We start from the raw sequence: 25,675 nt of genomic DNA, 5'->3' as shown, positions 1-25,675 counted from the left end.
GGCATACCTCGGGCAAGGGTCATCAGGACCAGCGGCGGAAGATCAGCGAGGTGTTCACCCCGCCAAAGGCGAAATTGTTGTTCATCACATGGTCGGTGCGCAGCGCGCGCGGCCCGCCGCGCAGATAGTCCAGTTCGCCGCACTGGGGATCCAGGTCGTCGAGGTTGAGGGTGGGCACGAACAGCTCCTCGTTCATCATGGCGATGCTGAACCAGGATTCCAGGGCGCCGCAGGCACCCAGGGTATGGCCCAGGTAGCTTTTCTGCGAGCTGATGGGCATGCGGGCGCCGAACAGCGCCTGGGTGGCGCGGGTCTCGGCGATGTCGCCCTGTTCGGTGGCGGTGCCGTGGCCGTTGACGTAGCCGATGGCGTCCGGGGTCAGCCCGGCGTCTTCCAGGGCCAGCTCCATGGCGCGCTGCATGGTGGCCTGCTCGGGACGGGTGGAGTGCTGGCCGTCGGCGTTGCTGCCGAAGCCGACGATCTCGGCGTGGATGTGCGCGCCGCGCGCCCGGGCGTGCTCCAGTTCTTCCAGCACCAGGATGCCGGCGCCTTCGCCGATCACCAGGCCGTCGCGACCCCGGTCGTAGGGCCGCGGCGAGGTCTGGGGCGCATCGTTGCGCAGGCTGGTGGCATAGAGGGTGTCGAAGACCATGGCCTCGCTGGGACAGAGTTCCTCAGCGCCGCCGGCCAGCATCAGCGGCAGGCGCCCGAACTTGATGGCCTCGTAGGCGTAGCCGATGCCCTGGCTGCCGCTGGTGCAGGCGCTGGAGGTGGGGATCAGCCGACCCTTGAGGCCAAAGAACAAGCTCAGGTTGGCGGCCGCCGTGTGCGGCATCATGCGCACATAGGTGTTGGCGTTGAGGCCCACCGCGGCGTCGCTGAGCAGCATGTTGGCCAGGGCCTTGATGTCGTCGGTGCTGCCGGTGGAGGAGCCGCAGGCCACGCCCATGCGGCCGTCGGTGATGCGGGCGTCGTCCAGCAGCCCGGCATCGGCCAGGGCGCGCTCGCCGGCGGCCACCGCCAGCTGGGAGACCCGCCCCATGCTGCGCAACTGCTTGCGGGTCCAGTGGCCGGGTACCTGGAAGTCGACGATGGGGCCGCCCAGGCGGGTGTTCATCTCGGTGTAGCGGTCCCAGGCGTCCATGCGGCGGATGCCGCTGCGGCCGGCCAGGAAGTTGTCGCGGATGGTCGGCCAGTCACTGCCCAGGGCGGTGACGCCGGCCATCCCGGTGATCACGACGCGGCGCGCACTCATCAGCACAGCCCTCCGTTGACCGCCAGCACCTGGCGGGTGATGTAGCCGGCCTCGGGGGCGAGCAGGAAGGCCACCGCGTGGGCCACCTCTTCGGGGGTGCCCATGCGCCCGGCGGGGATCATCTCGAGAATCTTGTCCACCGGCACATGCTCGTCGAGGATCTCGGTGTCGATCAGCCCCGGGGCGACGCAGTTGACGGTGATCTTGCGCTTGGCCAGCTCCACCGCCAGGGCCTTGGCGGCGCCGATCAGCCCCGCCTTGGAGGCGCTGTAGTTGACCTGGCCGCGATTGCCGATCAGCCCGGAGACCGAGGTGATGCAGACGATACGCCCCGGCGCGCGGCGGCGGATCATCGGCATGACCACCGGGTGCAGGACATTGTAGAAGCCGTCGAGATTGGTGCGCAGGACCACGTCCCAGTCCTCTCCGGTCAGCGCCGGGAAGGCGCCGTCGCGGGTCAGGCCGGCATTGCAGACCACACCATAGTAGCCGCCGTGGGCTTCGGTATCGGCCTCGAGGATGGCCGCGCAGGCGGCGCGGTCGCCGACGTCGAATTGCAGCACTCGGGCCGTGCGGCCCAGGGCCTCCACCTCGACGCGGACGGCCTCGGCTTCCTCGCGACGGCTGCGGCAGTGCAGCACCAGATCGTGCCCGGCCGCGGCCAGGCGCAGGGCGATGGCGCGGCCCAGGCCGCGGCTGGAACCGGTCACCAGGACCGGCGCGGGGGCGACGCTCATGGCGCGGGCTCCTGTAGATACAGATCCGCCCGGGGCGGACGATAGACGTTCAGGCGGGCGCTGGCCTGGCAGCCAGGGCCCTGCAGGTGGCAGTCGAAGATGGCCATGCCATCGTCGTTCTGCAGTGCCGGCTGGGCCTGGATGCGCAACTCACCGCCGGCGGGAAAGGCCGCCACGTCGCAGGCGAACTGGCGGGTGCCGAGCAGGAAACCCAGGGCCGGGGCCTCGCCACGGCGGCGCGCCTGGCAGCCGGCGAAGGCGGCCACGCTCTGGGCCATCAGCTCCACGCCGATCCAGGCCGGCAGGGCGCCGTCGGCGTCGGTGAAGAGGCCGGGGCGCACCACCAGGCGGGTCTCGATGCCCTGGTCGTCGCAGACGAGGATCTCCTCGATCAGCAGCATGTCGCCGGCGTGGGGCACCAGCTCGGCGAGGGGCCAGGGGATCATGGCGTGGCTCCGAGGATAAGGCTGACGTTGCTGCCGCCAAAGGCGAAGCTGTTGCTCATGGCATGGCGGCGGCCGTCCAGGCGGCTGTCGGCGTGGGCCAGCGCCAGGCGTGGCAGGGCCGGATCGGCCTGGCCGTCCCAGCGCTGCGGCGGCAGCTGGCCGGCGGGATTGAGCTGCGGGTCCAGGGTCAACCAGGCGAAGGCGGCTTCCAGGGCGCCGGCGGCGCCGAGGGTATGGCCGGTCAGCGGCTTGGTCGAGGAGCAGGGCACCCCGGCCGGGAATACCTCGTGAGTGGCGTGGCTTTCCATGGCGTCGTTGTGTGGCGTGGCGGTGCCGTGCAGGTTGAGATAGCCGATGTCCCCCGGCTGCAGACCGCTGGCGCGCAGCGCCGCCTGCATGGCCTGGACGGCGCCACGACCGCTGGGATCGGGGGCGGAGATATGGTGGGCATCGGAGCTGGCGCCGCCGCCGAGCAGGGCGATGGGGCCGGGTTCGCGGGTCAGCAGGAACAGCGCCGCCCCCTCGCCGATGTTGATGCCGCAACGATTGACCGAGAAGGGATTGCACAGCGACTCGCTGACCGCTTCCAGGGCGGCGAAGCCGTTCAGGGTCAGGCCGCAGAGGCTGTCGACGCCGCCGCAGAGCACGGCATCGCAATGGCCCTGGACCAGCAGCCGACGGGCGCTGAGCAGGGCGCGGGCGCTGCTGGTGCAAGCGGTGGACAGGCCGTAGCAGGGGCCGCTCAGGCCCAGGTAGCGAGCGAGGAAATCCGCCGGCGCCACCAGTTCTTGCTGGGCGTACTGATAGCCCTCGGGCAGCTGGCCGCTGCGCTGGTGCACGGCGATGCCCAGGCTGGCCTCGTGGATGCCGGAGGTACTGGTGCCCAGCACCACGCCGATGCGCGCCGGGCCATGGCGCTCGATGGCCTGGCGCACCTGGGGCTCGATTTCGGTCAGGGCCGCCAGCAGGAGCTGGTTGTTGCGACTGAAATAGGGCGTCCAGGCCGCTGGCCAGGCTGGCAGCGAGGCGGTAACGGTACCCACCGGCGGCTGGCGCTCGGGGATCCAGCCTGGGGTGGGCTGCATGCCCGTCGTGTCGCCGGCGAACAGGCCGCGCGCCACCTCGGCCTTGCCCTGGCCTAATGCGCAGAGCAGTCCCAGGGCATTCAGGTAGGCGCTCAAGGCGCGGACTCCGGTAAGAGCGTCAGGCGATAGCGCGATCCGTCCGGCGCCTCTAGCTCCAGGCGCTCGGCGGCGGGATAGCGAACCTGCCAGTCCTTGAGGGTGCGACTGCCGTCGGCAGCCCTGTGCCAGTCGCCCGCGGCATAGGCCCGCGGCAACTGGTCGGCCGGGGTCAGGGCGAACAGCAGTACGCTGAAGAAGGTGCGCGCCCGGGGATTGGGCGGCAGCAGGCCATCGGCGTGCCAGGCGCCGTCGAGCAGGCGCTGGCGCGCCTGGGGCACGCCCAGGGGATCGAACAGGGAAAAGCGCAGGGCCTGGCCTTCCGGTTGGATGGCCAGCAGCAGGGCGTCATTGCCCTCGGCGGTCTGGCGATCCACCTGGTAGACCAGGGCACGCGCCAGCGGCGGCGGACTGCTGGGCAGCGGTGGCTGGCTGGCGCAGGCGGCGAGCAGCAGCAGGCAGGCCAGCGCGAAGACGAACGGACGGGGCAGGGTCATGCAGGATGGGCCGAATTCAGCTGGCAGAGCTCGACGAGCAGGCGTAGGCGCCGCTTAGGCTCCTTGACGAAGGGGTTGCGAAGGTCCCAGGCGTAGCCGGCGAGAATGGCGCAGATCATGCGGCGGATCTCGGGGTCGGCGTTCTCGAAATAGATGACGTCCTGGAAGCTGCCATCGTACCAGCCCTCCACATAGGCACGGAACGTATCGACGCCCGCCTTGAGCGGTCGGGCGAAATCGCCCTCCCAGTCCACCGGCTCGCCACGCAGCTGGCGATCCACCAGCGGCGCGGCCAGGCTGGCCGAGCGCAGGGCGATGGTGACGCCCGAGGAAAACACCGGGTCGAGAAACTCGGCGGCGTTGCCCAGCAGGGCGAAGCCGGGGCCGTGCAGGCGCTTGACGTTGGCCGCATAGCCGCCCAGCTCGCGCACCGGGGTATCCCAGACCGCATTGTGCAGCACCCGGGCCAGGCTCGGGGTCTCGGCCACCCAGTCGCGCAGACAGGTGGCGAGATCGGGGGCGCGTCCGGCATAGCGCTCGGCGGCGGCCACCACCCCGAGCGAGGTGCGGCCGTCGCTGAAGGGGATGGTCCAGAACCAGACGTCGCGCAGGGTCGGATGGGTGGTGATGAGGATGCGTTCGCGGTCGAAGCCGGGATCGTCGATGCGATCCTCGACATGGGTGAAGAGGGCGCGACGCACCGGGAAGTCCGAAGGGGCTTCCAGGTCCAGCAGGCGTGGCAGCACCCGCCCGTAGCCACTGGCGTCGAGCAGGAAGTCGGTGGTCAGCGCATAGGCCTGGCCGTCGTCGCCCAGCACCTCGATCCGGGTTCTTTCACCGCCTTCGCCCAGGGTCACGGCGGTCACCCGCTGGCCGTAGCGGATCGCCACGCCCTGGCGCGCGGCGTCGTCGGCGAGGATCTTGTCGAAGGGGCCGCGCTGGACCTGGAAGGTGCTGCGCCCGCCGCTGTAGGTGTCGCGAAAGTCGAAGTCGGTGTAGCGCTCGCCCCAGGCGAAGGCCGCGCCGACCTTGGTCTGGAAACCGGCGGCCTCGACCGCCGGCAGCATCCCGGCTTCCTCGACGAAGTCCAGGCTGTGGGAGAGCAGGCTCTCGCCGATGGAAAAGCGCGGGAAGTGCTGGGCTTCCAGCACCAGTACCGGATGGCCGCGACGCTTGAGCAGGGCGGCGACTACGGCGCCGGCCGGGCCGGCACCGATGACGACCAGGGGGTGATGTTCAACCATGACGAAGGTCCTTTTCGTGGGAGACGGGGGGCGAGGCCCAGGGCGCCAGCAGGAAGCTGAATACCAGCCCCAGGCTGATGGCCAGGCCGAAGTTGGCGATGGCCGGGGTGCTGCTGAGCATCAGCAGACCAAACGACAGCCAGCTGCCGACGCCGGACAGCAGGCCGCCGAGCAGACTGACCGCCGCGCCGCCGATGGCCTCGTGCATGAGGATGGCGTAGTCCACGCCGATGGCGGTGATGAGCAGCAGGGCGAAGAGGCTGAACAGGGTCAGCGGCTGACCCAGCCACCCCAGGCAGGCCAGGGCCGCGAGGGCCGCCAGCAGCGGCAGGCAGACGATACGCAGCGCCGCGCGGCGACCGAAAGCCCAGAGCAGCAGCAGGAAGATGGCGCCCGAGGCCAGTAGCTTGAGCTCCACCGCCAGGCGCTGGGTATGGAGGAACAGCCCGCGTAGTTCGCCGAGGCGATCCACCAGCTGCACGCCAGGCAAGCCCTCGGCCACCGTCTGCAGGACCTGGGCGTTGCCCAGCCCTTGCAGGCTGACCAGGCCGGCCGCGCCGCCATCGGCCGTGCGGCCCAGCCAGAGCGGTCGCCAGGGCTCGCCCAGCGGGCCGGCCAGGGCCTGGTCGAGACTCAGGTCGGGTAGTTGATGCAGTTGCCTCAGTTCGGCGTCCAGCGCCTCGGCCGGAATGCCTACCGCCAGCAGGGGTTGCAGGCGCTCGCCCCAACCGGCCAGGGCCTGGCGCAGTTCGGCCTGGGCCGCGGCGGGGGCGACCAGGCCGCTAAGGGCGCGATAGCCCTGCAGCTGACCCTGACTGACCAGGCTATCCAAGCGCTGACCCAGGGCGGCCTGGCGGTGCAGCACCTCATCGGCATCCGTCCCGCGCACCAGGAAGAACTGGCTGGTGGGTTGGAGCCCGGTAAGGCGGGCGATGGCCTGGGCTTCGCGGGTCAGCGCCGGGTCCTGGCCAAGCCAGAGGCGCAGGTCGTTCTGCAGGTGCAGTTGCCAGACGCCCGCGCCGCAAAAGGCCAGCAGCGCCAGCAGCAGCGGCAGGCTGCCGGTGCGCGCCAGCAGGCGCAGTCGCAGGTCGAGCAGGCGCTGCATCAGCCGCAGGGGCGCGGCGGGCGGTGCCAGGTCCAGGCGCTGCCACCAGGCCGGCAAGAGGCAGACGGTGGTGAGGTAGGCGCCGATCAGGCCGGCGGCGGAGAACACCGCCACCTGGGTCAGCGCCGGAAAGGGCGTGCAGGCCAGCGCCAGGTAGCCCAGCAGATTGGTCGCCAGGCTCAGGGACAATCCCGGCAGGGTCTGGCGCAGGATGGCCGTGGCATTCCAGGGGCCACCCTTCCAGCTCTTGCTCAGGTAGTGCAGCGGGTAGTCGGCGGCCACCCCGGTCAGGCTGGCGCCGAGGATCAGGGTGAGGGCGTTGATCTGGCCGAACAGCAGCACGCAGGCGGCGCTGCCGGCCAGGAGGGCCACGCCCACCGCCAGCAGGCTGAGCAGCACCCGCCAGCGGCGGAACAGCCCTAGCAGCAGGGCCAGGGTGCCAAGGGTGGCCAGCCCGCCGATCAGCGACATCTCGCGACTGGCGGTGGCCTGGCCGGCGGCGGCGTATCTCAAGCCGCTGGCGGCAAGTAGCTGACCGCCATCCGCGACCACCTCACGGCGGGCGGCCTCGATCAGGGCTTCTACCCGTGGCGGAGCATCGAAGTCGAAGGCATCGGCGCGGGTACGGGCGCGGATCAGGGCCCAGGTCAGGCCGTCGCCCTGGGTCAGCAGCAGGCCACTGCCGGCGTCGAATTGCACCTTGCTGGCCGGGGTGAGCTGGCGCTGCACCAGCAGGCCGAGGCCGAACCAGTCCTGCTCCAGCGGCAGGGCGCCGGCGCCGGCGAAGGGATCGAAGAGCGCCGCGGCACGGGCCTGCAGATAGCTGTCGGGCGTCTTGAGCAACTCGTCGCGCGCCGGCCCCGGTGTCAGCGCCAGGCGACTGGCCAGGAGTTGCTGGCGCAGGCCGGGCAGATCCGGCGTCAGCTGCCATTGCACCTTTTCGAACAGCGGCTCATGGGACCAGGCCTGACCCAGGCGCTCGGCCAGGGCGGCCACCCGCTCGCGTTGGGGATGACCCACCAGCAGGAGCACCTCGCGATTGAGCGGCTCGGCCATGCGCGCCTCGGCCTGCTGGGTAAGGGCATCACCGGCGCCCTGGGGCAGGAGCGCCAGCAGGTCGGCGGCCACCGGCGGACCCTGCCGCCACTGCCAGGCGCTGAGCGCCAGCAGGGCGAAAAGGAACAGCAGGAAGGGGCGCTGCAGCCGGGTCACTGGAAGACCGCGCGCTGGTCGGCGCTCAGGGTGTCGCCAGGCTGGCCGTCCAGGGTGAGCAGGCTGCGGTCGCCCTGGGTCTCACGGATTTCCACCTGTTCCACCAAGGCGCCGCCCTGGATGAGGATGCCGTCGAACACCTGCTTGAGCAGGGCGCCGCGCGGGGTCAGGCGCAGCTGCCAGTGGTTGGCGTCGCCGGTCAAGGCCAGTTCGAAGTCGCGTTCCAGGCCGCTGCGGTCACCGCCGAGCACGGCCAGGAACAGCGCGCTCTGGCGCGCGGCCAGGTCGCTGCCGGGCAAGGGCGTCCAGCCCGTCGGCGTTTGTTTGGCGATGGCCCCGGGGGTGATGCGATAGGTCTGGGTCAGCGGCTTTTCCAGCCGCCAGAGCAGGCCCAGGCCGCGGGCCAGGGTGAAGTGGCCGCTGCTGGTCAGTGGTTGCGGCAGGGCGCGCAGATAGCGCTGCTGGACGAACCTGCCCTCGACCGCCGCGGGGCGCGCCAGCTGGGCGGCCAGGTCGTCGAGATCGAAGGCCTGGGCAAGAGGAGCGGCCAGGATGAATAGCAGAGCGATCAGCGTGCGCATGCCAGGGCCCTCTCCACGGCGTCGATGAAGACCTTGGGCGAGGCCAGCTGCATCTCGCGGCTGGCCATGTCCACGGCGACCTGCACGGTGCTGGCGCGGGTCAGGCGCTCACCGGTGGCAGCGTCGCTGATCAGGTAGTTGAGCTTGAGGCGATGCTCCCACTCCACCAGATCGGCCTTTACCCGCACGCGCTGCTGGAACAGCAGCGGACGGATGTAGCGAATCTGCAGGTCGATCACCGGCCAGCCATAGCCGGAGTCGCGCATCTGCAGGTAATTGTGGTCGAGGCGGTCGAGCAGGGCGCAGCGCGCCACCTCCAGGTACTTCACATAATGGCCGTGCCAGGCGATTTCCATCATGTCGACGTCGAAGAAGGGGATCTGCATCTCCACCTCGACCTGCAGGGCACCGGTCTTACGCATAGAGCCTCCAGTGGCGGGCGCGGATCAGGGTCAGGGTCTGGCGCAGTTCGGCTTCCAGGGCACGGTCTTCGATCAGCGGCGGGAAGGTCTCGCCCAGCGCGCGGTGCATGGCGGCCAGGGGCGCGGGCGGTTGCACGCCCTGCTCGCACCTGAGCCAGACGCCCTGCTGGGCGGCCAGCAGGGTGGCGGCGGCCACCTGCTCGGTGAGCTCCAGCACGCGCAGGGCGTCGCGGGCGGCGATGGTGCCCATGCTGACTTTGTCCTGGTTGTGGCATTCGGTGGAACGGGAGAAGACGCTGGCCGGCAGGGTGCCCTTGAGCGCCTCGGCGGTCCAGGCGCTTGCGCCGATCTGCACCGCCTTGAAGCCGTGGTTGAGCATGGTCCGCGCGGCCGGGGCGCCGGAGAGATTGCCCGGCAGGCCATGGTTGTAGCGCGCATCCACCAAGAGGGCGAGCTGGCGGTCGAGCAGGTCGGCGACGTTGGCCACCAGGGTCTTGAGACTGTCCATGGCGCAGGCGATATGGCCGCCATAGAAGTGGCCGCCGTGCAGCACCCGCTCGTCTTCGGCGTCGATCAGCGGATTGTCGTTGGCGCTGTTGAGTTCGGTCTCGATGAACTGGCGCAGCCAGGGCAGGCTGTCGGCCAGCACGCCCAGGACATGGGGCGCGCAGCGCAGCGAATATCTGTCCTGCAACCGGTGCAGGGGCGCCGCCGGACCCTCGGCGGCCAGATCCGCGCGCAGCCAGGCGGCCACCTGCCCCTGACCCGGATGGGGCTTGGCGGCGAACAGGCGCTGGTCGAAGTGCTCGGGGTTACCGGCCAGGGCCACCACGTTGAGCGCGGTGATGCGCGTCGCCAGGCGTAGGAGATACTCGGCGCGGGAGAAGGCCAGGCAAGCCAGGCCGGTCATCACCGCGGTGCCGTTCATCAGCGCCAGGGCTTCCTTGGGCCTGAGCACCAGCGGCGTCCAGCCCAGCTCGGCATGGACGTCCGCTGCTTCCCGTATCTCATTGCGCCAGAGCACCTGGCGCTCGCCGCAGAGGGCGGCGGCGACATAGGACAGCGGGGTGAGATCGCCACTGGCGCCCACCGAGCCCTCTTCGGGGATCAGCGGCAGGAGGTCTTCACGCAGGAAGGCGGTGAGGCGTTCGAGCAACTCGACGCGCACCCCGGAGACGCCCTGGCACAGCGACTGCAATCGCGCCGCCAGCACCGCCCGGGTCGCCGTCGGATCCAGATGGCGCCCCAGGCCGCAACCGTGGAAGGTGTAGAGCTGACGCGGCAGCGCCTCGACCTGGGCGAGGGGTACGGCGACCACGCAGGAATCGCCGTAGCCGGTGGTGATGCCGTAGACCGACCCCTCGCGGGCCAGCAGCGAATCGACGAAGCGCGCGCCGCGGGCGATGCCGTCGCGAAAGGCCGCGTCGTCCTGCAATTCGGCCTGGGCCCGGCCCTCGGCCAGGGCGACCAGATCTTCGATGGCGAGGGCCTGGCTACCAAAGCGAACACTAGCGTTCATCGCGACTCCAGAAGGGGTAGAAGTTGAACCACTGCCGCGGCGCCTTGAGGCAATGGGCGGCGAGGCGCTCGGCATAGGCCTGGGCCAGGCCCTGGATGCCCGCGGCGCGCTCCTGGCGACGCCAGGCCGGGGCCGGGGCGAAATCTTCCAGGTAGAGGTGGTAGCCGTCGGCTTCGCGCAGGCAGAACAGCAGGTTGGTCGGGCAGCGCAGCAGGTGCGCCAGCAGCCAGGGGCCCTGGGGGAAGGGCGCCGGCGCGCCGAGGAAGTCCACCTCGACGGTCCGGCCGCCGTGCAGCGGCACCCGGTCGCCGGCGATGGCCAGCCATTCGCCGCGCTCCAGGCGCTCGCTGAGCTGCAGCATCACCGCCGGGTCCAGCTCGCTGACCTGGATCAGCCGCAGATCGCTGGCGCCGGCCTCTTCCAGTAGACGATTGAAGGCCTCGGCATGGCGGGTGTGCACCAGTACATTGAGGCGCACCCGCCGCCCCAGCTGGGCCAGGGCGCGACAGACTTCGAGGTTGCCCAGGTGGGCGGTGACCAGGATCTCGCCGCGCGGCGCGTGCATGCGGCTGTGCACCTGATCCGGGTCGTGCAGTTGCACCTGATCCAGGCCGAGGCGGCCGTTCCAGGCGTCGAGCTTGTCCAGCAGGGCTTCGGCGAAGGCCATGAACTGGGCATAGCCGCTGCGCCAGCTGGGCTGCAGGTCGGGACGATTGCTGCAGGCGGCCAGGCGCTGCTGGTATTCGCGGATGCCGCGGCGGGCGCGGGCGCCGAACAGGAAGAAGTACAGCACGATCAGCCGCAACAGCGGAGCGATGGCGCGGCGGCCCAGGTGCCGCGCCAGCCAGGCGGTGAGGCGCATCAGCACGGGGCTGCCACGCTCGCGCTGCTGCGCCCAGTGGCCGCTCACGCGCGCACCCGGCGCCAGAGCAGACGCGGCGCGCGCAGCAGCATGCCGAAGAACAGCCGGGTGTGCATGCGCGAGATCAGTACGTTGTCCTGCCAGAGGCGAAAGTGCGAGCGGCCATCCAGCGGGTAGTGCACCCGGGTCGGCCGCCAGCGCATGGGCTGCTCGCGCCAGGCCAGGCGCACCAGAATCTCCGGATCGAAATCCATGCGCTTGCCCAGGCCGCCGGCGCGGATCACCGCCAGGGTCGGCGTTAGCGGGTAGACGCGAAAGCCGCACATGCTGTCGCGGATCGCCAGGGACAGGCTGTTGATCCACACCCATACATGGGTGAGGTAGCGGGCATAGAGCCGGCCCTTGGGCACCGAGTCGTCGAACTGCGGGTAGCCGCAGATCAGCGCCTCGGGATAGGCCTGGGCCTCGGCGAGAAAGGCGGCCACGTCGGCCAGGTCGTGCTGGCCGTCGGCATCCACCTGCAGGGCATGAGTGAAGCCCAGACGCTGCGCCTCGGCGAGTCCGGCCATCACCGCGCCGCCCTTGCCCTGGTTGACCGGCAGCCGCAGCAGATGGACGTCGGGTTGGGTCGCCAGCTCGTCCATCACCTGGGCGCAGGCGGGGCTGGAGGCATCGTCCACCAGCACGCAGGGCAGGGCGCGCTGGCGCAGCGCCTGGACCACCAGCGGCAGGGCGTGCTCATGGTCGAACACCGGGATCACCGCGCAGGCACGAAAGCTCATGGCTGCTCCTCCTTGAGCAGGATGCGCCCGGAGGAGCAGGCCGCCGTGCCCTGGCGAAAGGCGAAGTGCAGCTTGCTGCGGGTGGTGTCGAAGTGGAAGGTCAGGGTCACCCGATCACCGGGGCGCAGCAGCTGCTGGAATTTCAGCACCTCCATGCCGGCGAAGTCCGCGGGCAGATCCAGGTGCTGACGGGCCAGGCGCTGGGCCCAGCCGACCTGTACCACCCCGGGTACCACCGGCGCCGTGGGGAAGTGACCGGAAAAGAACGCCAGGTCTGGAGCGATCTCCAGCTCCAGGCGCCAGCCGTCTTCGGTCTGCTCGACGCCGAGCGGTTCGATGTCCACCGGCCGTGGCTGGGCCAGCAGCCGCTCCACCTCGGCCTGGGCCAGCTTGCCCTGGGCGCTGTAGGGCAGCGCCAGCAGCAGGCGCCAGCGGCGCGGCAGGGCGATGGCCTCGCAGTGGCCGGCCAGGTGTTCGCGCAGCTCGGCCACCAGGGCGCGGCGACCGCCATTGCGCAACTGGTGCAGACCGCTTTCGCTCAGGGCGACCAGGGCGCCGAGCAGGGCGCGACCCTGTTGCACCACGCCCAGGCGGACGTCGGCGACGGCGGGATGGTCGAGCAGGCGCGCTTCCAGCGCTGGCAGGGCGATGCGCTTCTCTTCCAGTTTGACGATGCGATCCAGACGCCCGAGCAGCTCGAAGCGACCGTCTCCCAGCAGGCTCACACCGTCCATGGTCTGCTCGCGCACGCCCTCGGGCAGGTAGGGTGAGGTCAGCCAGAGGGCGCCGTCAGCGTCTTGGCCCAGGGTGAGGTCGACGAAGGCCTGCCAGGGCTGCGGGCCCTGGCGCCAGGCGATGCCGCCGGTCTCGGAGCTGCCATAGACCTCGGTAGGGTACTGGCCGAAGCGCGCCTGGCAGGCCGTGGCCGCCGCCTCCGGCAGCACGCCGCCAGAGGAAAACACCCGCACCACCTGACCGAGGATGGCGTCATCGAGGTTCTCGCCCAGGCGCTTGAGCAGCGCCGGGCTGCTGATCCACACCGCACGGCGACCCTCGCGTAGCAGGGCGGCGGTCTCCCGCTGCAGCTCCTCGGTGAAGGGCAGCGCCTGGCGGGCGAAGGGGCGACCGCTGCAGAGCGGCCAGAGCACGCGGAACAGCAGGCCATAGATGTGCTGGGTGGAGACGCTGCCAAGGATGGTCGCTTCGCCAACAGAGCCACCCCACAGCCGCTCCAGGGCGGCTACCTCGTTGGCCAGCTGGAACAGTTGCTTGGCGATCAATTTGGGCTCGCCACTGGAGCCCGAGGTGCTCAGGGTCAGCAGCGGTGCCTGGAGGTCGAGCGCGGCGGGCGCCAGAGGCTCGGCGGCCGTCCAGCCGGCAAGATCGTCGAGCCAGGCATCGAGCGTAGGCATCAGCCGAGCACGGGTGGCGGGCTGGGCGTCGGCCGGCAGGATCACCTCGATGCCGGCGCGCCAGGCGCCGAGCAGGGCGCAGGCCAGGTCCTCGGCATCGTCCAGGTACAGCGCCAGGCGCCTGAGGCCAGCGGTCTGGATGGCCGCTGCCAGGCTCAGGGCGCGCTGCTTGAGGGCCGCATCCAGCGGGCTCGCGGCGCCCAGCAGCTCGGCGAGAGGGGTGAACGTCATGGCAGCCTCCGCACGCGCTGGCGGACCAGCCATTCACCGGCGAACAGCAGGCCCATCAGGCCATAGGCGATCACCCCGGTATAAAGCGTCCACCAGGCCAGCGGCGCCCAGAGCGCCAGGGCAGCGGCGGTGAGCGCATTGAACAGAAAGAACAGGCACCAGACCTGGGTCACCCGGCGGGTATAGCGCACCGCACGGGGTGGCAGCTCGGGTTCGCGCAGCCGCGCCAGGCGTTCGATCAGCGGCTGGCCGCGCAGCAGGCTCAGGCCGAACACCGCCAGCAGGAAGAGGCTGAGCAGCACCGGATACCAGCGCAAGAGCACGGCGGCGTCGCTCAGGGCCAGCAGCAGGCAGAAGCCCAGGGCGACCAGGCCGGTGCCGCGCTGCAGGCCGTTGAGGCCGGGTTGCAGCAGGCGCAGGCCCCAGAGCACACCGAGACCGACCGCGAACAGCCGCGGCGACAGGTGCTGCAGGCCGAAGTACACGGCGAAGGGATAGGCCAGGCCGAGCAGGAGCAGCAGGGCAGCGGCGAGCAGGCCCAGCGGGGAGCGGGAAGGCAGGGCACTCATAGGCGGCGGATCAGGCGTCCGCCTGGCTGATGCGATAGACAGCCTCGACCACGTCGCCCACGGTACGCACCTGGCGGAATTGCTCGGCGGCGATCTTGTGCCCGGTCTGGCGGCGCAGGTGGTCGATCAGGTCGACGGCGTCGATGCTGTCGATCTCCAGGTCCTCATAGAGGTTGGCTTCCAGGGTCACCCGCTCGGGCTCCAGCTCGAAGAGCTCGACCAGGGCGCTGCGCAGGGTCTCGAAGATGGCTTCACGGCTTTGCATGGCGATCTCCTCAGGCGGCGCGCTGGGCGGCCACGAAGGCCGCAAGGGCGTTGACGTTGGCGAAATGGGTGCGGGTGTCCTTGGCTTCGGCGTCGATGCGGATGCCGTAGCGCTTCTGGATCGCCAGGCCCAGCTCCAGGGCGTCCACCGAATCCAGGCCCAGGCCGTCGCCGAACAGGATCTGGTCGTCGCCGATATCGTCGACGGTGACGTCCTCGAGGCCGAGCGCCTCGATGATCAGGCTTTTGAGCTCAAGGTTGAGATCAGTCATGGTTGCCGGTTTCCTTCAGGTAGAGCTGGTGCAGCTGGTCGTTGAGTTCACGCGACGCCAGCGGCAGCGGCCGCCCGGCGAAGGTGGAGGGATCGATGTCGGCGCCGACGTCCAGCTGGAAGTCGAAGCGCCGGGAGGGGATGCGATACCAGGGCGTGGCCTTGGTCAGGGTGCTGGGCACCACGCGGATAGTGACCGGGGTGATGCAGCGGGCGCCGCGCAGGGCGATGGCCGCGGCGCCGCGATGGAAACGTGGGGGCTCGCCGGGGGTGGTGCGGGTGCCCTCGGGAAAGATGATCAGCGTCTGGCCCTCGCGCAGGGCGTCGGCGGCTTCGTCGAGCATTTCGGCGCTGCCGTTGTTGCTGATGTAGCCGGCCGCCTGGATCTGCCGCTTGAGGTAGGGGTTCTGCCAGAGCCCCTGCTTGACCACGCAATTGGCGTCGGGCACCAGGCCGATGAGCACCACCACGTCGATCAGCGAGGGGTGGTTGGCGATGATCAGCTGGCCCGGGCGGCCCAGGCGCTCGCGGCCCTGGATGCGCAGGTTCATCACCCGGGTCAGCACCATGAAGGCGACGAAGAAGCGGAACAGCCGGGCATTGGCCCGCCGCGCACGCTGACGCCGCTGCAGCGGATCGCCTGGCAGCACCAGCAGGATCGGCAGAATAAGCAAGCGGAAGACCAGGGCGCCGCAGCCGAACACCACGAAGTTGAGCCCCGTGGCCAGCAGCCGGTAGCCGTAGTCCAGCCGGCCAGTCATCAGCAGGTCTCCGCCTGCCAATGCCAGGCGCGCCCGGCATAGGCCAGGTGCCGATCACCGCGGGCTTCCAGCAGGCGCAGCAATTCCAGGGCGTGCGGCCAGGCGCTGGTCGCGGCGTCCGCCGGGGCCGGCTCGCCGCTCAGGCCATGGCTGCTGCCAGGAGTGAGCAGCAGGCCCACGGCATAGGGAAAGGGAACGTCGTCGATCTGGGGCGCATAGAGGGTGGGCGGCGCCTCTTCGGCGATCACCACCAGCACCCCGCTGGCGCCTTCGGCGAGCAGGGTGGAGGCTTCCAGCACGGCGTGTTCGAGGCCATCGCGGCCGGTGGCCAGGGCATTCATCTCGCTGTGATCGCCGCGCAGGATCGACCATTGGCCGATGATGGCGTTGTGTACCGAAAGGCTGAACTGGGTCGGGGAGAGCGGCTCGCCGCGGGCCAGCTCCTGGAGGATGGCCAGGGTGCGCGGGGTCTCGCCGTGGCGCGAGGCGAAGATCAGCGGCAGCGGCTCGCCATGGGCGTCGGCCAACGGCCAGGCCACCTGGAAGGTCATGCGTGCCAGGCGACTCAGACGGCGGCGCTGCATGGCCGGCAGGAAGCTGGCATCGGGTTGGCTGCCGTCGTCCGCCGGACACCAGGGCGCGGCGCACCACTGCCGCCAGGCATCCTGGTCGCCAAGACCAGGCGCCCAGGCGCGCCAATCGCTAATCTGGAAATGTATGTTCACGGCTGAATCTACCCCGGAGCCTACGTGCTTGCCGTTTCATCTATCCCTGATGAGCAGGGTATTGCAGCGTTCGGCGCGCATTATCCAAGCGGCTATTACCCTAGGCAAACATTTGCATGAACTTTGCGAAGAGGTAGCAGTCGCCCGCATTGAGCCGGAAACAGGCTAGCGCGGTAGGGAAGCTGGAGCCCCTTGCAAGGGCGTGAAACGCCGCTCCGTGCGACGAGCGGCAGTGAAAGCCGGGATTTGGCGGGGGTGGGTGAACGTAAAAGCGAATTCGTCGCTGACGGTTATCGCGATCAGGGCTCCAGGGGTCGCGCCAAGGTCGTCCCCTTCACGACGGAGCGGTCGTCACGCCGCTGGCAGCGGCTGCAACTTCGAAAGACGGACGGCCACGGCCAGGGCCGCGAGCAACAGGGCGCCGATGAACAGGCCGACGCCGGTCCAGCCAGCCAGGTGCCAGCAGAAGCCACCCAGGGTGCCGGCCACGCTGGAGCCGGCGTAGTAGCTGAACAGATAGAGCGACGACGCCTGACCCCGCGCCTGGCGCGCGCGGCGACCCACCCAACTGCTGGCCACCGAATGGGCGCCGAAGAAACCGAAGGTGAACAGCAGCATCCCCGGCAGCACCAGCCACAGCGGGGTGAACAGGGTCAGCAGCAGACCGCACAGCTTGAGCACGATGGCGCCCGCGAATACCTGCCGCCGGCCGAAACGATCGGCCAGGCTGCCGAACTTGGCCGAGCTGTAGATCCCCGCCAGATAGACCAGCGAGAGGACGCCGATCCAGGCTTGGCTCAGGTGGTAGGGCTCGGCCAAGAGACGATAGGCGATGTAGTTGAACAGGGTGACGAAGGCGCCCATCAGCAGGAAGGCCTCCAGGAACAGCCAGGGCAGGCCGGCGTCGCGAAAGTGCAGGGCATAGCCGGCGAGCAGGCTGCGTGGCCGCAGGGGCCGCGGCTGGAAGCGCTTCGAAGCCGGCAGGCTACGCTTGAACAGCACCGCCGCCACCAGCGCCAGCACCCCCAGGGCGCCAAGGGCGATACGCCAGGACACGAAATCCACCAGGACTCCGCTGATCACCCGGCCGGACATCCCGCCCAGGGCGTTACCACTGATGTAGAGGCCCATGGCATAGCCCAGGTGTTCGGGATGCACCTCCTCGGCCAGGTAGGTCATGGCCACCGCCGCCACTCCGGCCAGTGACAGCCCCACCAGGGCCCGGGTCACCAGGATGCCGTCCCAGGTCGGCATCAGGGCGCTGAGTAGGGTGAAGGCGCCGGCGGCGAACAACGCATAGACCATCACCGACTTGCGGCCGATGGCATCGGAGATCGGCCCGGTCACCAGCAGGCCGCAGGCCATGAGGCCGGTGGCCAGGGAAAGCGACAGACTGCTGGCGGCAGCAGTGAGGCCAAAGGCCTGGGAAAAGATCGGCATCAGCGGCTGCACGCAATAGAGCAGGGCGAAGGTGGCGAAGCCGCCGCAGAACAGCGCCAGGGCGGTGCGCAGGAATTGCGGCGTACCCTTTTCGATGAAGGCGTCCGACGCGTGCTGCGGCTCATTGGCGGCAGGGCGGGTTTCCAGCGCAGGGGCAGGGGGCGTGGCGGACGACCGGGACGTGTTCACGGGTACCTCAAGGCAAGTCTGACCTCATCACCCTAGGCTGGTCGCTGTCATATATCCAATATATTGTCCGTCTCGATTGATAGGTTTTGCGACTCAATGGAGATGGCATGGAATTGCGACACCTGAGGTACTTCGTGGCGGTGGCTGAAGAACTGCACTTTGGTCGTGCGGCCCAGCGCCTCAACCTCTCCCAGCCGCCGCTTAGCCAGCAGATCCAGGCCCTGGAAGCCGAGCTGGGCACCCGCCTGCTGGAGCGCACCAACCGACGCGTCGCCCTGACCGATGCCGGCCGGCTGTTTCTCGATGAAGCCCGGCAGATCCTCCTGGCCAGCGAGCGCGCCGCCGAACGGGTCCGTCGCGCCGGGCGGGGCGAGACGGGGCAGCTGCAGGTGGGCTTCAGCGCCTCTTCACCCTTCGTCGCCACCATCCCCAAGACGCTGTTCGCCTATCGCCGCGCCTATCCCGAGGTGCGCCTGCAACTGCAGGAGATGAGCAGTCGCGAACAGATCGACGCTATGCTCGCCGGCAACCTGCAGATCGGCCTGATCCGCCCCATCGAACTGCCGGATTCCCTCGTGGCGGTCGAACTCTTCCGCGAACCCCTGGTGGTCGCCCTGAGACACGATCATCCCCTGGCGCAGCAGGGCAGCGGCCCGCTGCCCCTGGCCGCCCTCGCCGAGGAGCCCTTCGTCTACTTCCCCCGCAGCTTCGGCACCGGTCTCTACGACCAGTTGCTGACCCTCACCGCCCACGCCGGCTTCACTCCGCGCATCGTTCAGGAGGCCAGCGAAGTCCTCATCATCCTCGGCCTGGTCGCCGCCGGCCTCGGCGTCACCGTGCTGCCCGCCACCTACCAACGCACCCAAATGGAGGGGCTGGTGTATCGGAAGCTGGACGACCCGGAGGCGACCTCGGCGGTGTGGTTGCTCAGGCGCCGGGATGAGGTGTCGCCGCAGGCGGAGGCGTTTGTGGGGTTGTTGACAGTTCAAAAAATAAATAATCAAAGATTTTAATGTGTTATTTATATGTGGGGATATATGCCTTAGATTATTGATTTATAATTAAATTAGATGTTAAAACCTAAGTCCGAATAACAGTTTCATTAGTTTAGTTACTGTTTTCTGGTAATCGATTATCTGGGAGTCGGTTATCCCGATCGTGGCTCTTTCGTGTATGAGCTTGTTTCGTAGGCTGTAGTAATATCTGATTTTGTTTAGCTCTTCCTGAGGGATGTCTATGTGTTTAGTTATTTCGCTTATGACTTGATGTCTGGCTTTGAATAGGTTTGATATTTTGTTATCATCATAGATGTTTGGCTTGAAAATATCCGTCCTACTTACGATGAATTCTTTTAGTCCTATTTCTAGATTGCTGTCTAGAAGTATTAGTGCGGCTCTATTTTTTGTTTCGAGGCGTTGCTTCATTATGACTTCTATCAAGCCGAAAGACTCGACTAAGCCTAAGGTCCAAGGCTTTTCTAATAGAATTTTCTTGTTTTTAATTTTTAGTTCGTCAGATTTTGGAAGTGCTCTTACTCTGGGGAGCTTTGGCAGTACAATCTTCCTGTTTGAGAGAATTTCTTCTTTTGTGATCTTTTGATAGTCCCCGGAGGTATAGCTTAAAACATTCTCTTCCCAGTTGCCCTTTAATCTTCTGGAGAGTGAGCTGAAGTAACTTACTAAACTAATCAGGGTGGGTCTTATTTGGCTGAAGGATGGGTGATTGAAATTTATATTGCTTTTGCTGCTGTTCCAGGGCATTACCTCGGCTGGGCCTTGGAGCTTTACAATAACGCGACACAGTGATGCGTCTGGGTGTGGGACTCCTGCTTCGCTAGAAATGAAATATCCAACCTCTCTTGATTTTAGTTCTTTTGTTATAAGTCTATTGTTGCAGTAGATATAGACTCCATAGTTTTCTAATTCGGGATCTCGATCGGATATCAATCCAGCATTAATTTCTACAAGGACTTTGTGTTGGATTGTCGGATATATCTCTAGGTTTAATTGTCTTGGTTCAAATGTTGGCGGGTATGACCAGTTCTCGAACAGGCTTGGTGTGATTGTCGTGCCGTTGAGTCTTATCGTGCAGCCTTGATTTATAAACCAGGCGTAGGTTTCTGATAGCTGCGAAAATATTTGGGTGATATCATTTTCTGTAAAGCTTTGTCTGAGTTTCGATATGTCTACGGTGGTTGTCCCTGGGCCTATGTTTTCTATTTCGTAGGCGGCTAGGCTCCAGTCTTCTGATTCGATCCATTCTGTAGTGATGTCGACTTGGAATCCTTGTTCTTTCTTGAATCGGGTTCGGATTTCTACCCTTTCCCCTAATGCTATTCCAGCTCTTTTCCCTCCTACTCCAAATATTCCGATGAGTTCTTGGTTTGCTTTATTACCACTTGCCCCGGGTGCTACAAGTAACCTTAGTTGTGGCTCTTTTATTCCTCCTGCATTGTCTGTTACTGATATTATTTGGCGTTCTGCGTCTAGGTATATATCTATTTTTAAGTCGCCGGATTTTCCATTAGAAACCCCGCAGTCTATGGCGTTATCTACTAGTTCAAAAAGCCCTGTTCTCAAGCCATAATCGCTTATTATTGATAGGAAAAGCCTTTTTTCTGGGGTTCCGTCTATGATGTGGTGTTCTTTTTTATGGCTGTTATTATACATTTTGCCTCCCGGGTTAAGCTGTTAATTTGACTTGGATGTTTGAAGTTGGGATTGGCTGATGATTAGTTTTTTTGAAAAAACTGAGGGCTTCTGATACGTCATCACCAACCGATCAATCGCCCGCGTCATCGCCACATACAGCAACCGCGCCTCATCCGCTTCCGGCTCGTTCTGCCTGGGCATTTCGCCTAGTCCCGGAATCAGTACCAAGCCGAATTCCAGCCCTTTGCTGGAGTGCATGCTGACGATCTTCACGCTGTCTTCGGCGTCGTAGAGTTGGGCGCGGCCCTTGTTGCTGGCGCCGGAGCGGTAGGGGATGGCGGCCTTCTTGAGTTCGTATTCGGTCTGGTAGGCCTGGCTGGTGCTGCGGTAGAGGATGGCCATGTCGCTGAGCTGGCGGCCGTTTGCCTGTTCGTCGCGGATGCGGGCGATGAGCAGGTCCCATTCCTCGCGGTCGCTGCCGCACTGGATGAGTTCAGGGAAGGGGCCGCGGCGGCCGGCGCTTTCCGGGGCGATCAGGGGCACGCCGTCTTCGCTGGCGTCACGGCTGGTCAGCAGTTCGGTAGCGAAGGCGCGGGCGACGGCGAGGATCTCCACCGTGTTGCGGTAGTTGAGCTTGAGGATGGTGGTGCGGCCCTGGGCTTGGATGCCGACGCTGGCGAAGCTGAAGTCCAGCGCCTTCTTGCCGCCCTTGCCGCGGTAGATGGCCTGGGCGTCGTCATAGAGCACCAGCAGGGACTGGGTGCTGGGGTCGACCATCTGCACCACCAGCTGGAACCACTCGGGGGCGAAGTCGTGGCCTTCGTCGATCAGCACGGCGCTGTACTGACCGCGGGGGATCTGGCCGCGGTCGACGGCGTCGATGGTGCGCAGCACGTACTGCTCCATCTTGGCCGCTACCGGCAAGCGGTGGTCCGGCTTGTCCACCTGATAGGCGGTGAGCATCTCGGCGCACCAGGCGTGGAAGTTCTGCACCACCACCCGTTCGCCCAGGCCCTTCTGCTCGATCACCTGGCGTAGCCGCCCGGCCAGGGACTTGTTGTAGCAGAGCACCAGGATGGGTTTGACCGAGACCTTGGCCAGGTGGGCGCAGCGATAGCCGAGGATCATAGTCTTGCCACTGCCGGCGGCGCCGTGGATGACGCGGTGGCCGTCGCCCAGGGAGCGCGCCAGTTGTTCCTGCTGCAGGTCCATGACCTTGATCAGGCTGGGCAGCGGCGCCTCGGCGGCGTCGAACAGGCCGAATTGGCCGGGCTGGCTGTTGACCCGTACCTCGGGGTAGAGGTGATAACGCACCCGGTCGATCTGCGGCAGGCTGAGGGCGCAGGGAAAAACATGGGGGAACATGTCCCAGAGGCGTTGCTGGAAGGCTTCCGGGTCGGCGGATTCGGTCATCTCGTCCTGGAACAGCACGCGTTGGGGATCGAGGACGTCGACCAGATCGGTCTGCTCGAACTGGCGGCGGGTGATGCCGGTGAGCACCACGCCCCAGCCCCAGGGCATGATCAGTTGGCCCGGGTGAGGCGAGCTGGCGCTCTGGCGCAGCAGCGGATCTTTCTTGAGTAGCAGGTCGACTTCGAGGATGTAGGAGCGGGCTTGCAGCAGGGGATTGGCGACGGTCTTGAGGCCGTCCTGGGTATGCAGCCGCACCTTGCCCGGGGTGACGGATTCCAGGGTGGCGAGCTTCCAGTCCTTGACCTCCAGCACCAGGATGCCGCGACGCGGATGAAGTACGACGAAATCCGGGTAGCGCGCCTTGGGGCCGACCGGGACGTTGCTCCAGCAGAGGTAGTCGTCTTCGAGCAGTTTTTCCAGGCGTTCGGCGAAGCGACGTTCACCGGGGGTATCGAACTGGCACTGGCTGCGAGCGGGGAAGAAGCGGGCCATCGGTCATCCATCCGTGGTGTGGGGCAGGGCGGATAAACCGTGATCTGTCGCACAAAAGTCCTTTCGTCATACGTTAGTCAGGCAGGTGCGGCGGGTAAAGCGTGAGACGGGTGTTGCCGGGCGATTGGCCGAGTTGGCCGACCGATGGTGGCTGGCAGGTGGCCGGTATTGGGCTGTCTTGGGGGTATAGCGGTACTTCGGGGTTTGGTTTGCCCTCACCCCGGCCCTCTCCCGGGGGAGAGGGGGCGTTTGGATGAGGTGCGGTGCCTTGGGGTGTTGGGCTTCGACGATGGAGCTGTCTCAGCCCAACCTACGGGGTGTGGTTTGCCCTCACCCTGGCCCTCTTCCTGAGGGAGAGGGGCGTTAGGTAGGGTGCGGTGCCTTGGGGTGTTGGGCTTCGACGATGGAGCTGTCTCAGCCCAACCTACGAGGTCTGGTTTGCCTCACCCCGGCCCTCTCCGGAGGGAGAGGGGGCGTTTGGGTCGGATGCGTTGCTTTGGGGCGTTGGGCTTCGACGGTGGGGCTGTCTCAGCCCAACCTACGAGGTCTGGTTTGCCCTCACCCCGGCGCTCTCCCTGGGGGAGAGGGGGTGTTTGGGTGGGATGCGTTGCCTTGGGGTGTTGGGCTTCGACGGTGGAGCTGTCTCAGCCTAACCTACGGTGATGGGCTGCCCTCACCCCGACCCTCTCCCTAGGGGAGAGGGGGCGTTTGGGTGAGGTGCGTTGCGTTGGGGTGTTGGGCTTCGACGGTAGAGCTGTCTCAGCCCAACAATCAGGGCCCCGCTCAGTAGTAGCTGCGCATCACCGCGATTCCCGCTTCCAGCACGCCTTGCCATTCCTGGCGCAGGGCGGGAGTGAAGTCGGCATCGTGCTGGGCCAGGGTGGCGAGCAGGCAGTCGACCCAGCCTTCGTAGAGTTCGGGACCGATGTCCAACCGCGCCCGGCAATGGCTTTCGCCAAGCTGGCGCAGTTTGGTGGTGGGCATGCCGCGGGCCACCAGGACCAGGTTCATGATGCCGTGGCGCAGCAGCAGTTGCTGGGCAGCCATGTCAGTGTGGGCGAATTTCTCCCGGACCTGGGGCGAACTGGCCAGGAAGCGCTGATAGAAATCATCGAAGAAGGCGGGGCTGGCGCAGCAGCGTCCGTAGCTCAACATCACATTCTGGGCCGGCAGCATGCGGGTTCCTGGGCAGGCACGAAACGGCGCAGCCTGCCCGAGCGCTGCTGAGGACGTCTTGATCCCGATCAAGGGGGAGGCCGCGCGACTCTCTGAAACATTTTGAACCAACTCACGCGGCGGCTTCTCTACCTTAAGCGCAGCGGTCGCCGAGAAACCCCTACTCCAGAGGGCCTGGCCCGTCAGTGCGCACCTATCGTCCCCCTGGAGAACCCCATGAGTCAGACCCCTCTGCTAATCGGCTTCGTCATCATGTCGCTCGCCTCCCTGGCCATCTATGCCAAGGGTGCGCACCGCGGTCCGCTGCACGGTCATACCCTGGTTCACGCCGCCGTGCCCTTCATCGCCGCCACGGCCTATCTGGCCATGTACCTGGGGGTCGGCAATCTGATCAAGCTGGATGGCAGCATCACCTACGTCGCCCGCTACCTGGACTGGACCTTCACCACGCCGTTGCTGCTGGCCGGGGTGGTGAGTTCGGCCTACCTGGGTGCCCGCGAGCAAGAGGGACAAGGCGGCTTCGTGGCCTCCATCGTCACCCTGGACGTGGTAATGATCGTGACCGGTCTGGTGGCCTCTCTGGCACCGTACGGCACCATCAAGTGGGTATTCTTCGCCTGGTCCTGCGCGGCCTTTGTCGGGGTGCTCTATCTGCTATGGAAGCCGCTGGCGACCTTAGCCGGCCAGCATGCCGCGATCGGCGCGGCCTATCGCAAGAATGTCGGCTTCCTCAGCGTGCTCTGGCTGATCTATCCGGTGGTTTTCGCCGTGGGGCCGGAGGGCGTCTGGGCGGTGAGCGATGCCGCCACGGTCTGGGTCTTCCTGATCCTCGACGTGCTGGCCAAGGTGGTCTATGCCTTCACCTCCGAGCGCAATCTGCGCGCGGCCCTGGCGCGGACCGGCGTCTAAAGATGCAGGAGACCGGGCGAGGCTGGCTGGCGCTGGTGCTGAGCGCCGGGCTCGCCAGCCTGGCAGGCGGAGCCGGGCAATTGGCCTATGCCCTGGTGGTAGGCCTGGGTCTGGGCCTGCTGCATGGTGCCAGCGATCTGCGCCTGGTCGCACCCGGGCGGCGCCTGGTCTTTCTCGGCTGCTATCTGGCGACGGCCCTGGCCTGCCTGCTCTGCTGGCAACTGGCAGGCACGGCAGCGCTGCTGCTGTTCCTGCTACTCTCGGCCTGGCATTTCGCCCATGAAGACGAGCTGTTTCCCAAGCGGCTGGCCTCGCTGGCCCTGGGGCTGTTCATCATTGGCGGTCCGGCGGTGGTGCACGAAGCCGCCGTCGCCCGGTTGCTGGCCCTGGCCATGGGGCCGGCTGCTTCTCTTGCCCTCGCAGACTGGCTAGCCCGCGTGCTCCTACTGGGTGGGCTGCTGGCACTGCCGGTACTGTTGCTGGCCGTCTGGCAGCAGCGTTGCCTTAGGTTGGCGGTGACGCTGCTGGCCGTGGTGCTGGCGCCGCCGCTGGTGGGGTTCGCCCTGGGCTTCTATCTGCTGCACGCCGCGCCCCAGACCGGGGCGCGCCAACGTTTGTTGGGGGCGCCCACCTTCAAGGCCTATCTGCGTCTGACGTGGCCGATCCTGCTGGGCGCTGCGCTCTTCACCCTGGCCGGTGGCCTGGTGTTCCTACTGCAGGAACGCACCGGCATCCGCGCGCTGTTCGCCGTGCTGGCGGCCTTCGCCGTGCCACACATGCTGGTGCTGCCGCGTTTTCTCGTATCCGACGCTGAAACGCAGCCGCGCTCAAGACCGCAGGTGGTTGAGCGGTAGCTCGGTACTGGCCAGGATCTGGTTGAGTACAAAGCTCGACCGCACGCTGGAGACGCCCTCGATGCGCGTCAGGGTACCCAGCAGCAGCTGCTGGTAGTGCTCCATGTCGGGCACGACGACCTTGAGCTGATAGTCCGCATCCATGCCGGTGACCAGGCAGCACTCCAGCACCTCAGGGCACTGGGCGATGATGGCCTGGAAGTTCTCGAAGCGCTCGGGGGTGTGTCTGTCCATGCCGATGAGGACGAAGGCGGTCAGCGACAGGCCGAGTTTCTTGCGATCCAGCAGGGCGACCTGACGGGTGATGTAGCCGCTGTCTTCCAGTTGCTTGACCCGTCGCGAGCAGGGGGAGGGCGATAGCCCGATGCGTTCGGCCAGTTCCTGATTGGACAGGCGCGCGTCGCGCTGCAGTTCTGCCAAGATTTTCAGATCGAAGCGATCGAGTTTGTCCATTCTGCATGCCTTGCGCTAGCCG

26 protein-coding genes are annotated in these 25,675 nt (G+C 66.7%); 3 read left to right on the top strand and 23 right to left on the bottom strand.

What is annotated here, in order from left to right:
- Window positions 1-22: 22 nt before the first annotated feature.
- The 19 genes from FEZ61_RS02710 to FEZ61_RS02620 all read right to left on the bottom strand — a co-directional run bounded on the left by FEZ61_RS02710 (window position 23) and on the right by FEZ61_RS02620 (window position 17,663).
- Window positions 23-1,255 carry a beta-ketoacyl-ACP synthase gene (locus FEZ61_RS02710; RefSeq protein ID WP_173147089.1) on the bottom strand — a complete coding sequence of 411 codons (1,233 nt, stop codon included), beginning with the start codon at window positions 1,253-1,255 and terminating at the stop codon, window positions 23-25.
- Complete coding sequence (gene fabG, locus FEZ61_RS02705) at window positions 1,255-1,992, bottom strand: 3-oxoacyl-ACP reductase FabG (RefSeq protein WP_173147087.1); 738 nt, start codon at window positions 1,990-1,992, stop codon at window positions 1,255-1,257. Before fabG ends, FEZ61_RS02710 begins: the two co-directional genes overlap by 1 nt.
- Entirely contained in the window at window positions 1,989-2,438 is a 450-nt protein-coding gene (locus FEZ61_RS02700) for a 3-hydroxylacyl-ACP dehydratase (RefSeq protein WP_173147085.1), read from the bottom strand. The genes fabG and FEZ61_RS02700 overlap by 4 nt, the downstream gene beginning before the upstream one ends.
- The gene (locus FEZ61_RS02695; RefSeq protein WP_173147083.1) at window positions 2,435-3,619 is read right to left on the bottom strand and encodes a beta-ketoacyl-[acyl-carrier-protein] synthase family protein; all 1,185 of its coding nucleotides are present in this window, start codon (window positions 3,617-3,619) and stop codon (window positions 2,435-2,437) included. Before FEZ61_RS02695 ends, FEZ61_RS02700 begins: the two co-directional genes overlap by 4 nt.
- Window positions 3,616-4,116, bottom strand: coding sequence for a hypothetical protein (locus tag FEZ61_RS02690; protein WP_173147081.1), 501 nt, complete (start codon window positions 4,114-4,116; stop codon window positions 3,616-3,618). The genes FEZ61_RS02695 and FEZ61_RS02690 overlap by 4 nt, the downstream gene beginning before the upstream one ends.
- Window positions 4,113-5,360 carry a tryptophan 7-halogenase gene (locus FEZ61_RS02685; RefSeq protein WP_160921885.1) on the bottom strand — a complete coding sequence of 416 codons (1,248 nt, stop codon included), beginning with the start codon at window positions 5,358-5,360 and terminating at the stop codon, window positions 4,113-4,115. Before FEZ61_RS02685 ends, FEZ61_RS02690 begins: the two co-directional genes overlap by 4 nt.
- Window positions 5,353-7,677 carry a hypothetical protein gene (locus tag FEZ61_RS02680; protein WP_173147079.1) on the bottom strand — a complete coding sequence of 775 codons (2,325 nt, stop codon included), beginning with the start codon at window positions 7,675-7,677 and terminating at the stop codon, window positions 5,353-5,355. The genes FEZ61_RS02685 and FEZ61_RS02680 overlap by 8 nt, the downstream gene beginning before the upstream one ends.
- Window positions 7,674-8,258, bottom strand: coding sequence for an outer membrane lipoprotein carrier protein LolA (locus FEZ61_RS02675; RefSeq protein ID WP_173147078.1), 585 nt, complete (start codon window positions 8,256-8,258; stop codon window positions 7,674-7,676). The genes FEZ61_RS02680 and FEZ61_RS02675 overlap by 4 nt, the downstream gene beginning before the upstream one ends.
- Window positions 8,246-8,680 (bottom strand): acyl-CoA thioesterase, encoded by a 435-nt coding sequence (locus tag FEZ61_RS02670; RefSeq protein WP_173147076.1) that lies wholly within the window; start codon window positions 8,678-8,680, stop codon window positions 8,246-8,248. Before FEZ61_RS02670 ends, FEZ61_RS02675 begins: the two co-directional genes overlap by 13 nt.
- A complete protein-coding gene (locus FEZ61_RS02665; protein WP_173147074.1) occupies window positions 8,673-10,199 on the bottom strand; it encodes an aromatic amino acid ammonia-lyase in 1,527 nt (508 codons plus the stop codon). The genes FEZ61_RS02670 and FEZ61_RS02665 overlap by 8 nt, the downstream gene beginning before the upstream one ends.
- Entirely contained in the window at window positions 10,189-11,061 is an 873-nt protein-coding gene (locus FEZ61_RS02660) for a glycosyl transferase (RefSeq protein WP_242455092.1), read from the bottom strand. The genes FEZ61_RS02665 and FEZ61_RS02660 overlap by 11 nt, the downstream gene beginning before the upstream one ends.
- Before the next feature lie 44 nt (window positions 11,062-11,105).
- The gene (locus tag FEZ61_RS02655) at window positions 11,106-11,843 is read right to left on the bottom strand and encodes a glycosyltransferase family 2 protein (protein ID WP_173147070.1); all 738 of its coding nucleotides are present in this window, start codon (window positions 11,841-11,843) and stop codon (window positions 11,106-11,108) included.
- Window positions 11,840-13,486 carry an AMP-binding protein gene (locus tag FEZ61_RS02650; RefSeq protein ID WP_173147068.1) on the bottom strand — a complete coding sequence of 549 codons (1,647 nt, stop codon included), beginning with the start codon at window positions 13,484-13,486 and terminating at the stop codon, window positions 11,840-11,842. Before FEZ61_RS02650 ends, FEZ61_RS02655 begins: the two co-directional genes overlap by 4 nt.
- Window positions 13,483-14,055, bottom strand: a complete 573-nt coding sequence (locus FEZ61_RS02645) for a membrane protein (RefSeq protein WP_017642724.1) — start codon at window positions 14,053-14,055, stop codon at window positions 13,483-13,485. Before FEZ61_RS02645 ends, FEZ61_RS02650 begins: the two co-directional genes overlap by 4 nt.
- A gap of 10 nt (window positions 14,056-14,065) precedes the next feature.
- A complete protein-coding gene (locus tag FEZ61_RS02640) occupies window positions 14,066-14,320 on the bottom strand; it encodes an acyl carrier protein (RefSeq protein WP_017642723.1) in 255 nt (84 codons plus the stop codon).
- Window positions 14,321-14,330: 10 nt separating this feature from the next.
- Window positions 14,331-14,591, bottom strand: a complete 261-nt coding sequence (locus FEZ61_RS02635) for a phosphopantetheine-binding protein (RefSeq protein WP_017642722.1) — start codon at window positions 14,589-14,591, stop codon at window positions 14,331-14,333.
- The gene (locus FEZ61_RS02630) at window positions 14,584-15,351 is read right to left on the bottom strand and encodes a lysophospholipid acyltransferase family protein (RefSeq protein WP_017642721.1); all 768 of its coding nucleotides are present in this window, start codon (window positions 15,349-15,351) and stop codon (window positions 14,584-14,586) included. Before FEZ61_RS02630 ends, FEZ61_RS02635 begins: the two co-directional genes overlap by 8 nt.
- On the bottom strand, window positions 15,351-16,070 hold the full coding sequence (locus FEZ61_RS02625) for a beta-ketoacyl synthase chain length factor (protein ID WP_026084041.1): 720 nt from the start codon (window positions 16,068-16,070) through the stop codon (window positions 15,351-15,353). The genes FEZ61_RS02630 and FEZ61_RS02625 overlap by 1 nt, the downstream gene beginning before the upstream one ends.
- Before the next feature lie 357 nt (window positions 16,071-16,427).
- The gene (locus tag FEZ61_RS02620) at window positions 16,428-17,663 is read right to left on the bottom strand and encodes an MFS transporter (protein WP_178121293.1); all 1,236 of its coding nucleotides are present in this window, start codon (window positions 17,661-17,663) and stop codon (window positions 16,428-16,430) included.
- Between the two features lie 149 nt (window positions 17,664-17,812).
- Between FEZ61_RS02620 and FEZ61_RS02615 the strand changes: the two genes are divergently transcribed.
- Window positions 17,813-18,718 carry a LysR substrate-binding domain-containing protein gene (locus FEZ61_RS02615; protein ID WP_017642718.1) on the top strand — a complete coding sequence of 302 codons (906 nt, stop codon included), beginning with the start codon at window positions 17,813-17,815 and terminating at the stop codon, window positions 18,716-18,718.
- 60 nt (window positions 18,719-18,778) lie between these two features.
- Here the strand turns inward: FEZ61_RS02615 and FEZ61_RS02610 are convergent, their stop codons facing one another.
- From FEZ61_RS02610 to FEZ61_RS02600, 3 genes are all read right to left on the bottom strand, one after another.
- Window positions 18,779-20,374: an ATP-binding protein gene (locus tag FEZ61_RS02610; RefSeq protein WP_173147065.1), complete on the bottom strand. Its 1,596-nt coding sequence runs from the start codon at window positions 20,372-20,374 to the stop codon at window positions 18,779-18,781.
- Between the two features lie 21 nt (window positions 20,375-20,395).
- Window positions 20,396-22,261: a 3'-5' exonuclease gene (locus tag FEZ61_RS02605; RefSeq protein WP_173147063.1), complete on the bottom strand. Its 1,866-nt coding sequence runs from the start codon at window positions 22,259-22,261 to the stop codon at window positions 20,396-20,398.
- A gap of 783 nt (window positions 22,262-23,044) precedes the next feature.
- On the bottom strand, window positions 23,045-23,437 hold the full coding sequence (locus FEZ61_RS02600) for a globin domain-containing protein (RefSeq protein WP_173147061.1): 393 nt from the start codon (window positions 23,435-23,437) through the stop codon (window positions 23,045-23,047).
- 216 nt (window positions 23,438-23,653) lie between these two features.
- On the opposite strand from FEZ61_RS02600, the gene FEZ61_RS02595 reads away from it, so the two are divergent.
- Window positions 23,654-24,346: a bacteriorhodopsin gene (locus FEZ61_RS02595; RefSeq protein WP_173147059.1), complete on the top strand. Its 693-nt coding sequence runs from the start codon at window positions 23,654-23,656 to the stop codon at window positions 24,344-24,346.
- 2 nt (window positions 24,347-24,348) lie between these two features.
- A complete protein-coding gene (locus tag FEZ61_RS02590) occupies window positions 24,349-25,200 on the top strand; it encodes a beta-carotene 15,15'-dioxygenase, Brp/Blh family (protein ID WP_173147057.1) in 852 nt (283 codons plus the stop codon).
- Here FEZ61_RS02590 and FEZ61_RS02585 read toward each other — a convergent pair.
- Window positions 25,174-25,653, bottom strand: coding sequence for an Lrp/AsnC family transcriptional regulator (locus tag FEZ61_RS02585; RefSeq protein WP_017642712.1), 480 nt, complete (start codon window positions 25,651-25,653; stop codon window positions 25,174-25,176). The genes FEZ61_RS02590 and FEZ61_RS02585 overlap by 27 nt on opposite strands.
- Window positions 25,654-25,675 lie beyond the last annotated feature (22 nt).

The sequence above is a fragment of the Pseudomonas sp. MS15a(2019) genome (assembly GCF_013277805.1).
Lineage (GTDB): Bacteria > Pseudomonadota > Gammaproteobacteria > Pseudomonadales > Pseudomonadaceae > Chryseomonas > Chryseomonas benzopyrenica.
Note: the sequence above shows the minus strand (reverse complement) of the source record. Positions and strands in the feature narration are given on the sequence as shown.

What these genes read in the sequence shown, in the direction of transcription:
- FEZ61_RS02710 (WP_173147089.1), bottom strand. Translation starts at nt 1,255, where the DNA reads ATGAGTGCGCGCCGCGTCGTGATCACCGGGATGGCCGGCGTCACCGCC.
- fabG (WP_173147087.1), bottom strand. Translation starts at nt 1,992, where the DNA reads ATGAGCGTCGCCCCCGCGCCGGTCCTGGTGACCGGTTCCAGCCGCGGC.
- FEZ61_RS02700 (WP_173147085.1), bottom strand. Translation starts at nt 2,438, where the DNA reads ATGATCCCCTGGCCCCTCGCCGAGCTGGTGCCCCACGCCGGCGACATG.
- FEZ61_RS02690 (WP_173147081.1), bottom strand. Translation starts at nt 4,116, where the DNA reads ATGACCCTGCCCCGTCCGTTCGTCTTCGCGCTGGCCTGCCTGCTGCTG.
- FEZ61_RS02685 (WP_160921885.1), bottom strand. Translation starts at nt 5,360, where the DNA reads ATGGTTGAACATCACCCCCTGGTCGTCATCGGTGCCGGCCCGGCCGGC.
- FEZ61_RS02675 (WP_173147078.1), bottom strand. Translation starts at nt 8,258, where the DNA reads ATGCGCACGCTGATCGCTCTGCTATTCATCCTGGCCGCTCCTCTTGCC.
- FEZ61_RS02670 (WP_173147076.1), bottom strand. Translation starts at nt 8,680, where the DNA reads ATGCGTAAGACCGGTGCCCTGCAGGTCGAGGTGGAGATGCAGATCCCC.
- FEZ61_RS02665 (WP_173147074.1), bottom strand. Translation starts at nt 10,199, where the DNA reads ATGAACGCTAGTGTTCGCTTTGGTAGCCAGGCCCTCGCCATCGAAGAT.
- FEZ61_RS02660 (WP_242455092.1), bottom strand. Translation starts at nt 11,061, where the DNA reads ATGCGCCTCACCGCCTGGCTGGCGCGGCACCTGGGCCGCCGCGCCATC.
- FEZ61_RS02655 (WP_173147070.1), bottom strand. Translation starts at nt 11,843, where the DNA reads ATGAGCTTTCGTGCCTGCGCGGTGATCCCGGTGTTCGACCATGAGCAC.
- FEZ61_RS02650 (WP_173147068.1), bottom strand. Translation starts at nt 13,486, where the DNA reads ATGACGTTCACCCCTCTCGCCGAGCTGCTGGGCGCCGCGAGCCCGCTG.
- FEZ61_RS02645 (WP_017642724.1), bottom strand. Translation starts at nt 14,055, where the DNA reads ATGAGTGCCCTGCCTTCCCGCTCCCCGCTGGGCCTGCTCGCCGCTGCC.
- FEZ61_RS02640 (WP_017642723.1), bottom strand. Translation starts at nt 14,320, where the DNA reads ATGCAAAGCCGTGAAGCCATCTTCGAGACCCTGCGCAGCGCCCTGGTC.
- FEZ61_RS02635 (WP_017642722.1), bottom strand. Translation starts at nt 14,591, where the DNA reads ATGACTGATCTCAACCTTGAGCTCAAAAGCCTGATCATCGAGGCGCTC.
- FEZ61_RS02630 (WP_017642721.1), bottom strand. Translation starts at nt 15,351, where the DNA reads ATGACTGGCCGGCTGGACTACGGCTACCGGCTGCTGGCCACGGGGCTC.
- FEZ61_RS02615 (WP_017642718.1), top strand. Translation starts at nt 17,813, where the DNA reads ATGGAATTGCGACACCTGAGGTACTTCGTGGCGGTGGCTGAAGAACTG.
- FEZ61_RS02610 (WP_173147065.1), bottom strand. Translation starts at nt 20,374, where the DNA reads ATGTATAATAACAGCCATAAAAAAGAACACCACATCATAGACGGAACC.
- FEZ61_RS02605 (WP_173147063.1), bottom strand. Translation starts at nt 22,261, where the DNA reads ATGGCCCGCTTCTTCCCCGCTCGCAGCCAGTGCCAGTTCGATACCCCC.
- FEZ61_RS02600 (WP_173147061.1), bottom strand. Translation starts at nt 23,437, where the DNA reads ATGCTGCCGGCCCAGAATGTGATGTTGAGCTACGGACGCTGCTGCGCC.
- FEZ61_RS02595 (WP_173147059.1), top strand. Translation starts at nt 23,654, where the DNA reads ATGAGTCAGACCCCTCTGCTAATCGGCTTCGTCATCATGTCGCTCGCC.
- FEZ61_RS02590 (WP_173147057.1), top strand. Translation starts at nt 24,349, where the DNA reads ATGCAGGAGACCGGGCGAGGCTGGCTGGCGCTGGTGCTGAGCGCCGGG.
- FEZ61_RS02585 (WP_017642712.1), bottom strand. Translation starts at nt 25,653, where the DNA reads ATGGACAAACTCGATCGCTTCGATCTGAAAATCTTGGCAGAACTGCAG.